This is a genomic window from Roseateles sp. P5_E11, assembly GCF_054049355.1.
The window spans coordinates 1-8,252 of the sequence record NZ_JBFUMO010000242.1; the positions used below are offsets into that span (position 1 = coordinate 1).

Annotated in this window: 6 protein-coding genes and 1 pseudogene; 3 read left to right on the top strand and 4 right to left on the bottom strand. The window is 68.6% G+C overall.

Going from position 1 to position 8,252, the window contains the following annotated elements; genetic code table 11:
- Nucleotides 1-1,595, bottom strand: a 1,595-nt coding sequence (locus tag ACXJKR_RS17690) for a DUF1631 family protein (protein ID WP_457323935.1), incomplete at its 3' end; no start/stop codon positions are given.
- An 88-nt stretch (nt 1,596-1,683) separates the two neighbouring features.
- Here ACXJKR_RS17690 and ACXJKR_RS17695 point away from each other — a divergent pair.
- Nucleotides 1,684-3,867, top strand: a complete 2,184-nt coding sequence (locus tag ACXJKR_RS17695; protein ID WP_457323936.1) for a tetratricopeptide repeat protein — start codon at nt 1,684-1,686, stop codon at nt 3,865-3,867.
- Nucleotides 3,867-4,724: a MipA/OmpV family protein gene (locus ACXJKR_RS17700; RefSeq protein ID WP_457323937.1), complete on the top strand. Its 858-nt coding sequence runs from the start codon at nt 3,867-3,869 to the stop codon at nt 4,722-4,724. The genes ACXJKR_RS17695 and ACXJKR_RS17700 overlap by 1 nt, the downstream gene beginning before the upstream one ends.
- 114 nt (nt 4,725-4,838) lie before the next feature.
- Here ACXJKR_RS17700 and groL read toward each other — a convergent pair whose 3' ends face one another.
- From groL to ACXJKR_RS17715, 3 genes are all read right to left on the bottom strand, one after another.
- Nucleotides 4,839-6,488 (bottom strand): chaperonin GroEL, encoded by a 1,650-nt coding sequence (groL, locus tag ACXJKR_RS17705; protein WP_457323938.1) that lies wholly within the window; start codon nt 6,486-6,488, stop codon nt 4,839-4,841.
- Between the two features lie 99 nt (nt 6,489-6,587).
- Entirely contained in the window at nt 6,588-6,878 is a 291-nt protein-coding gene (locus ACXJKR_RS17710; RefSeq protein WP_056202831.1) for a co-chaperone GroES, read from the bottom strand.
- Between the two features lie 276 nt (nt 6,879-7,154).
- Entirely contained in the window at nt 7,155-7,802 is a 648-nt protein-coding gene (locus ACXJKR_RS17715) for a PEP-CTERM sorting domain-containing protein (RefSeq protein ID WP_457323939.1), read from the bottom strand.
- A gap of 219 nt (nt 7,803-8,021) precedes the next feature.
- Between ACXJKR_RS17715 and ACXJKR_RS17720 the strand changes: the two are divergent.
- Nucleotides 8,022-8,204 (top strand): annotated as a pseudogene (locus ACXJKR_RS17720) (helix-turn-helix domain-containing protein); the annotation flags it as partial.
- Between the last annotated feature and the right edge of the window lie 48 nt (nt 8,205-8,252).

The window sequence follows — 8,252 nt, forward strand, 5'->3', positions numbered from 1 at the left end:
GCGGCGGGGCGGCGCTCGGCGGGGTCCAGCGCCGGCAGGCCGCGCAGCAGGCGGGCATGCTGGGCCATCAGTTCGGACAGGGCCGGCTCGCGCTTGGCTTCGGAGAGCTGGATGCTTTCGCAGCCGGTCAGCAGGCGCTCGATGAGGACGGGCAGGCGCATGCGCAGGGCCTCGCGGTCGGCGAGGTCGCGCGGCGTGATGAGGCTGTCGAGCACGGCGTCGACCATCTCCATCGCCGCGTGGGCTTCGTGCGAGTCGCGGCCGTGGCGCACCATGGCCGCGACGATGACGTCCACCCAGGCCGTCTGCAGGAAGCGGTGCATGCGCGGGCCCAAAGGAGCGCCGGTGATCTGGTGGTCGATCTGATCGCGGATCAGCTCGCGCCAGTCGCTGCGCAGCTGTTCCCGCTCCAGGGCCGCCAGCGCGACGGCATTGCGTTCGCTGCTCTGGCGGGCCTGCTGGTCGATGTGGGCGTCGACGCGAGCCAGCACCTGCTGGAAGAGCAGGGCGTTGGGCGTGGGCGCGTCGACGAGGAGCTGGGCCTCGGCTTCCATGAAGCGCAGGAAATCCACAAGGCGGGCGTCATCGGCGCGCTCGAAGGCCATGCCGTGGGCGGCGACGCGGTTCAGCAATGCCCAGGTGGGATGGTCCTGGCGGCGCAGCAGCATGCTGTCGCTGCGTGCCAGGCGCACGACGGCGATCTGCAGTCGCGCCAGCAGCGCCTTCAGCGGCGGCAGCAGGCGCGGGTCGGCCAGGATCTGGTCATAGAGCCGGCTCAGCATGTCCGGCCCCGTCGAGCGCACGAAGGGCGCCGGGGCCAGCGGACCGCGCTGGGTGACGGGGCTGTGGGGCGCCAGGCCCTGCGGCCGGGAGTTGACCGCGTCGACGCGGYGCGACAGGCCGTCCAGCGTGCCATGAGCGGCTGGCCGCGTACTGACGCCGCGGGCCGCGGCCAGGCGCTGGTGGGCCAGCGGGTCGGTCTGGGCATGGCCGTGGGAGGCCACCATGTCGCTGATGTCGGCGGCGCGCAGCGTGGCGCAGGCCTGGGTGTAGAGGCGGTTCAGGGCGCGGGCCAGCGGTGTCGCGGCCACACGCATCAGCTCGTACTGGGTCTGGGCGCCGAGCGGGCTGGACGCCAGCGCATGGTGAAGTGCGTGAGCGTAGAGGGCCGGGCGCAGCGGGTTGTCGCGCTCGCGGGCCCGTGCGATGCCGCGCAGCGCCGCGAAGAAGTTGCCGATCTGGTGCAGCTCGGCCCGGCTCATGTCCTCGGCCGCATGGGCGACATGGGCGATGGCCACGTCCTGCAGCGCCTGGTGTTCGTCGACGAGGCTGAGGCTTTCCAGGCCGCCGAGCTGGGCGGGCGAGCGGTGCAGGGGATCGTCGCCGCGACGGCCGGCCTGCAGCAGCTCGATGAGCTTGCCCTCGAAGTCGGCCGCGAAATGCGCGCGCACCTTGCGCCAGGCCTCGCGCAGTGGATAGTGCTGGGGCTGCGCTTCGAGCTCATCCTGCACGCTGTTGAGCAGGTCGCGGGCCATCGGGCCGGCTTCGGTCAGCGCGTGGTCAAGCAGGTCGTGAGGATTCGGGCTGAAGGGCATGGACGCTATCGAGGGGCGTGATGAGATTATCCGGCGCCAGGCTGGTGCACCCCGATGTGTTGCCCCCTCTTACCGACCCCTCAACCACATGGCAAACGCCGCACTTCAGAACCTTTTCACGCTTTTCCAGGCTGGGCGCCATGCCGAGATGGCCGCGCAGGCCCGCGCATTGCTCGCCGAGCATCCCCAGGACGGCACGTTGTGGAAGGCCCTGTCCGTGGCCCTGCAGATGCTGGGCGAGGACGCGCTGCCGGCCTTGGAGCGCGCCCTGGCCCTGTTGCCGGACGATGCCGAACTGACGGCCAATCTCGGCGCCCTGCTGGCCTCGCGGCAGCGTTGGCCCGAGGCGCGGGCCGCCTATGAGCGAGCGCTGGCGCTGCAGCCGCGCCTGCCGGGCGCCCACAACAACCTCGGCAACGCGCTGCTGGCCCTGGGTGAGCCGGCCCAGGCCCTCGCCGCCTTTGAGGCCGCCCTCGCGCTGCAACCCGGCCTGGTCGCCGCCCTGGGCAACCGCGGGCGGGCGCTGCTGGCACTGGGGCGCCACGCGGATGCGGCGCAGGCCTTCGAGCAGGCGATCGCAGCACGCCCGGCGGATGCGGGTCTGCGCGGGCATGCCGCAACGGCCTGGGCCGCAGCCGGGCGCCCTCGTGAAGCGGTGGCCAGGCTGCGCGAGGCCGTGGCCCTGGCGCCGGCGGATGTCGCCCACCGCTTCGCGCTGGGCAACCTGCTGCAGGAGGTCGGCGACGCGGCGGGCGCTGTTGACGCCTGGGAGGCGGTTCTGTCGCTGGATGCCGGCCATGCCGAAGCCGCCTGCAATCTGAGCCTGCTGCGGCCGCAGCGCGGCGAGGCGGTGTTGACGGCGGCCCTGGCCACGGGCCTGGCCGGCGAGCGCCGGGCGGCGGCGCTGGCCAACCTGGGCGGGCTGCGGCTGCGCGAGGGACGGCATGCACAGGCTGTGGCCGCCTACCGTCAAGCGCTGGACGACGCGCCGACGTCGCCCCAGGCGTTGAGCAACCTCGCCCAGGCTTTGAAGCAGCAGGGCCGCCTGGACGAGGCCGATGTGGTGCTGAGCCGCCTCATTGCCCTCGATCCGACGCTGCTGACCGCACGCAGCGACCGTTTGCTGCTGCGTGCATATCGCCAGCAGGGTGCCGAGCTGCGGAGCGAGGCGCAGGCCTTCGGTCAGGCTGTGGCGGCGCCTGCCGTTTCGCGGCCCGCGCGCGCGGCTGGGCCTTTGCGCGTCGGCTTGGTGTCGGCCGACCTGCGCGGCCATCCGGTCGGGCGGCTGGCCGAGGCCTGGCTGCCGGCGCTGGCGCGGCGTTGCGAGCTTTTCGTCTACGCCAACCATGGTGCCGACGATGAACTGACCCTGCGGTTGCGGGCCGCCGCGCCGCGTTGGCTGCACGTGGTCGGCTGGGATGACGCGACGCTGGCGCAACGCATCGCGGCCGATGGCATCGATGTGCTGATCGACCTGAACGGCCACACGGGCGGTCATCGCCTGGGCGTGTTCGCGCGCCGGCCGGCGCCGCGACAGTTGAGCTGGCTGGGCTATGCGGGCAGCACCGGGCTGGCCGAGATGGATGGCTTCATCGGCGACCGTTGGCTGTTGCCTGAGGGCGCCGAAGCTGGTTTTGTGGAGCCTTTGCTGCGGCTGCCCGACAGCTTCACGGTCTATGCGCCGCCCGCCGAGGCGCCTGCCGTGGCCATGCGGGAAGGACCGATGTGCTTCGGCTGCTTCAATGCCCTGCACAAGCTCGGCGACGAAGTGCTGGCGCTGTGGGCGCGCGTGCTGGAGGCGGTGCCCGACAGCCGGCTGCTGCTGAAGGCGCCCGGTCTGCAGCACGAGGCGGAGCGCACGGCCCTGCTTGGCCGCTGGCCGGGTGACGCGGCACGGCTGGACCTGCAGGGGCCGGGGCCGCTGGCCGACTATCTCGCCGACTTCGGGCGCATCGATATTGCCCTCGACCCCTTCCCGCACAGCGGCGGCATGACGACGCTGGACGGGCTCTGGATGGGCGTGCCGGTGCTCACCCTGCCCGGGCCGACGCCGATCTCGCGCCAGGGTTTGAGCTTCATGCAGGCGCTGGGGCTGGCGCAAGACTGGGTGGCGTCGGACGAGGAGGACTATGTGCGCCTGGCGGTACGCTGGGCCGCTGATCGCGCGGGCCTGGCGGCGCTGCGCGCCGGGCTGCGTGAGCGCATGGCAGTCAGCCCCCTGGGTGACGCCGAGCGCTTCGCAGCGGGCTGGGTGGCGCAGGTGCAGGCATGATGCGCGCCGTCGCCATCCACCTCTCGCCCATGAAATGCCTCCTCGGTTTCAGCCTGGCCTGTGCGGCCACCCTCGTGCATGCCGATGACGCCGCGACCAAGCCCTCCGAACTGCCGCTGTGGGAGCTCGGTGCGGCCGCCGGCGCGCTGTCGCAGCAGGCCTATCCGGGAGCGGACCAGCAGGTCACGCGCACGCCGGTGCTGCCCTACGTCATCTACCGCGGCAAGGTGCTGCGGGCCGATGACGCGGGCGCGGGGTTGCGGGCGGTGCGCACCGAGAGCTTCGAGCTGGATGTGTCCTTCGCGGGCTCGCTGAGTGCTGGCGGTAAGGAGCTGCGGGCGCGCGAGGGCATGCCGCGGCTGCGTTCGCTGGTGGAGTTCGGGCCCGTCGGTCGCTGGTATCTGAACGGCCGCAAAGCCGCTGACAGCCTGACTTTCGAGCTGCCGCTGCGCGGCGTGTTCGAGGCGAGCGACCTGCGCCGGCATCGCGGCATGAGCCTGGAGCCGGAGCTGGCTCTGGAGCACCGCGCCAGGGCGGGCTGGAGTTATGGCGTCAGTGCGGGAGTGCTGTTCGGCGACCGTCGCCTCGGGGCGACCTATTACACCGTCGCGCCGAACGAGGCGCTGGCGGATCGGCCGGCCTATGCGGCTCGCGCCGGCTTGATTGCCTGGCGGCTCAAGGGCGGGGTGTCGCACCAGCTGACGCCGGATGTGCGTCTGTTTGCCATCGGACGTGTCGACAGCGTGGCTGGGGCCGCCAATCGCGACAGTCGGCTTGTGCGCCAGACCACGGGCGCGAGCATCGGCATCGGGCTGACCTATACGTTCGCGCGCTCAGYCGCCCGCGCCAGCGACTGAGAACCTCAGGCACAAAAGAAAAGGGGCTGCTCGCGCAGCCCCTTCCTGAATGCTTGATCAGTTGGGGACAGAGCTGTCGGGCGAGTACGCCCGCCAGGTCTGTCCCGCAAGGTCTTACATATCCATACCGCCCATGCCACCCATGCCGCCCATGCCACCAGGCATGCCGCCACCGGCTGCTTCGTCCTTGGGGGACTCGGCGACCATGGCTTCGGTCGTCAGCATCAGCGACGCGACGGATGCGGCGTTCTGCAGGGCAGTGCGCGTCACCTTGGTCGGATCCAGGATGCCCATTTCGATCATGTCGCCATAGGTGTCGTTGGCGGCGTTGAAGCCGTAGTTGCCCGAACCGGCCAGCACGGCGTTGACGACGACGGAGGCTTCGCCACCGGCGTTGTAGACGATCTCGCGCAGCGGTGCTTCGATGGCGCGCAGGACCAGCTTGATGCCGGCGTCTTGATCAGCGTTGTCGCCCTTGATGGCGCCAGCGGCTTGCTTGGCGCGCAGCAGCGCGACGCCGCCACCAGCCACGATGCCTTCTTCAACGGCTGCGCGCGTGGCGTGCAGCGCGTCTTCGACACGGGCCTTCTTTTCCTTCATCTCGACTTCGGTGGCAGCACCGACCTTGATGACGGCAACACCGCCGGCCAGCTTGGCCACGCGCTCTTGCAGCTTTTCGCGGTCGTAGTCGCTGGTGGCTTCCTCGATCTGGATGCGCACTTGCTTGACGCGGGCTTCGATGTCGCCCGCAGCGCCGGCGCCGTCGATGATGGTGGTGTTTTCCTTGCCCACTTCAACGCGCTTGGCCTGGCCCAGGTCGGCCAGCGTGACCTTCTCGAGCGTCAGGCCGACTTCTTCGGCGATGACCTTGCCGCCCGTCAGGATGGCGATGTCTTCCAGCATGGCCTTGCGGCGGTCGCCGAAGCCAGGCGCCTTGACGGCGACGACCTTCAGGATGCCGCGGATGGTGTTGACCACCAGCGTGGCCAGCGCTTCGCCGTCCACGTCTTCCGAGATGATCAGCAGCGGGCGGCCCGACTTGGCGACTTGTTCCAGCGTCGGCAGCAGATCGCGGATGTTGCTGATCTTCTTGTCGTACAGCAGCACGAACGGGTTGTCCAACAGCGCGGCTTGCTTTTCCGGGTTGTTGATGAAGTAGGGCGACAGGTAGCCGCGGTCGAACTGCATGCCTTCGACGACGTCGAGTTCGCTGTCCAGGCTCTTGCCGTCTTCGACGGTGATGACGCCTTCCTTGCCAACCTTGTCCATCGCCTCGGCAATGATGCGGCCCACTTCGTGGTCGCTGTTGGCGGAGATCGTGCCGACTTGCGCGATTTCCTTGGAGGTGGTGGTGGCCTTGGAGGCCTTCTTCAGCTCGGCGACCAGGGCGGTGACCGCCTTGTCGATGCCGCGCTTCAGGTCCATCGGGTTCATGCCGGCGGCCACGTACTTCATGCCTTCGCGAACGATGGCTTGAGCCAGGACAGTCGCGGTGGTGGTGCCGTCACCGGCGTTGTCAGACGTCTTGGAAGCGACTTCCTTGACCATCTGCGCGCCCATGTTCTGCAGCTTGTCCTTCAGCTCGATTTCCTTGGCCACGGACACGCCGTCCTTGGTCACGGTCGGGGCGCCGAACGAGCGCTCGAGCACGACATTGCGGCCCTTGGGCCCCAGGGTCACCTTGACCGCGTTGGCCAAAATGTTCACGCCTTCAACCATGCGGGCACGAGCCTCGCCGCCAAAGATCACGTCTTTTGCTGCCATTTGATTCTCCGAATACTTAAATTGGGGTCAGAGTCGATTTATTTCGACTCACGATCAGCGAGGACACGCGTCACGGGGTGACGGGCCGTCCCCGTGTCATCACTTTTGAACCACGGCGAAGAGGTCTTCCTCGCGCATGACCAGCAGCTCGTCACCGTCGACCTTGACGGTCTGGCCGGAATACTTGCCAAACAGCACGCGGTCGCCGACGACGACGTTCAGGGCCACGAACTCACCCTTGTCATTGCGCTTGCCCGGGCCGACGGCCAGGACTTCACCTTGATCAGGCTTCTCAGCGGCGTTGTCGGGGATGACGATGCCCGAGGCGGTCTTGGTTTCTTGCTCCAGACGGCGAACGATCACGCGATCGTGCAGGGGGCGCAGCTTCATGGAATCTCCTTGAGAGTTGGAACCGGAGCGGCCGCGGCAATCGCGGCTCGCCGAAAAAAACGGGGCCGCGGAATCGGCCCATTTCGTTAGCACTCGAATGTGTTGAGTGCTAGCAGACACGCATTATAGGGACGGAGTATGGCGATTCAAGCCTTGCAAGAAGAGCTCTTGCCCGTCCTGCCGTCAGCGGGGCCTGCCCGCGTTGAGCTGGCCTGCTGCCGTCCGTCCCAATGAAAAACGACCGCCGCAGCGGTCGTTCTTGCAGGAGAGAGGCGCTCAGCGTGCGGCGCGGCGGCGGCTCCAGCCCAGACCGCCAAGGGCACCCAGGGCCAGGGCGATGCTGGTGGGCTCCGGCAGCTGGCCGGTCGGGTCGGCCGTCCTGAAACTCAGGTCGTCGAGCAATACGGTCTGGTCGATTGCAGAGAAGACGATGGTCCGAGCCACACCCTGGAAGGACAGCGAGACCGGCTGCGACGACCAGTTGCAAAAGACGAAGGTGCCGCAGCTTTCGCCGGTCAGGCCGGTCAGGCCCAGGCCCACTTCCTTGCCGGCGACGTCATAGGCGTGAACCGCGAGGTTGATCGCGGTCGTGCTGCCCGAGTAGACAAAGGACAGCGCTTCGACGAAGCCGTCGGCCGAGGTCAGCGTAAACGACCGGGCGTCTGTTGAGGCCGGATTGGTCGGATCCTGAGCGAGCCAAAGCGCGCCGCAGCTGCCTGTACGGACGAAGCTGACATCGCCGCCGCAGGCTTCAGAGGTTGCTGTCCATGCGGCGCCGCTCACCGTGACGCCCTTGGACGCATAGCGGGTGGTCAGCGGTTCCGTGGTCTGCACGTCCTCGAAGTCCAAGAAGACCGCACCGGCCATCGCCGATTGCATGGTGGCCGTCAAGGCGAGTGCCAGAAGTTTGCTCGTCGCGCGCATGGCGTTCTCCGTCCGGGTTTGTTCGAGTTGGGTTGTTGGGCGGACTGTAAACAAGCACCTGCGCGCCGGGCCGCGTTGTGCCCCTTCAGTTGAGGGGGAGTCAAGCACCTAGGGGCCGCGCTTAGGGGGGTGAAGAGGTAATGCGCGCGCATATATGAGTTGCCGAGATGACTCGCTAGATCGCGCGGCTGGCAGAAGGCCTTGGCTACACTGCCTCGGGTGGAAACCAAATGGCTTGAAGACTTCGTCAGCCTGGCCGAGACGCGCAGCTTTTCCCGCTCCGCCCAGCTGCGCCACGTGACCCAGCCGGCATTCTCGCGCCGCATTCAGGCCTTGGAGGCCTGGGCCGGCGTCGACCTGGTGGATCGATCCTCCTATCCCACCCGGCTGACGGCCGCAGGCGTGGCTGACGCAAATCGAAGGGCGTGCCGTTGACCGGGGCGACTTCGC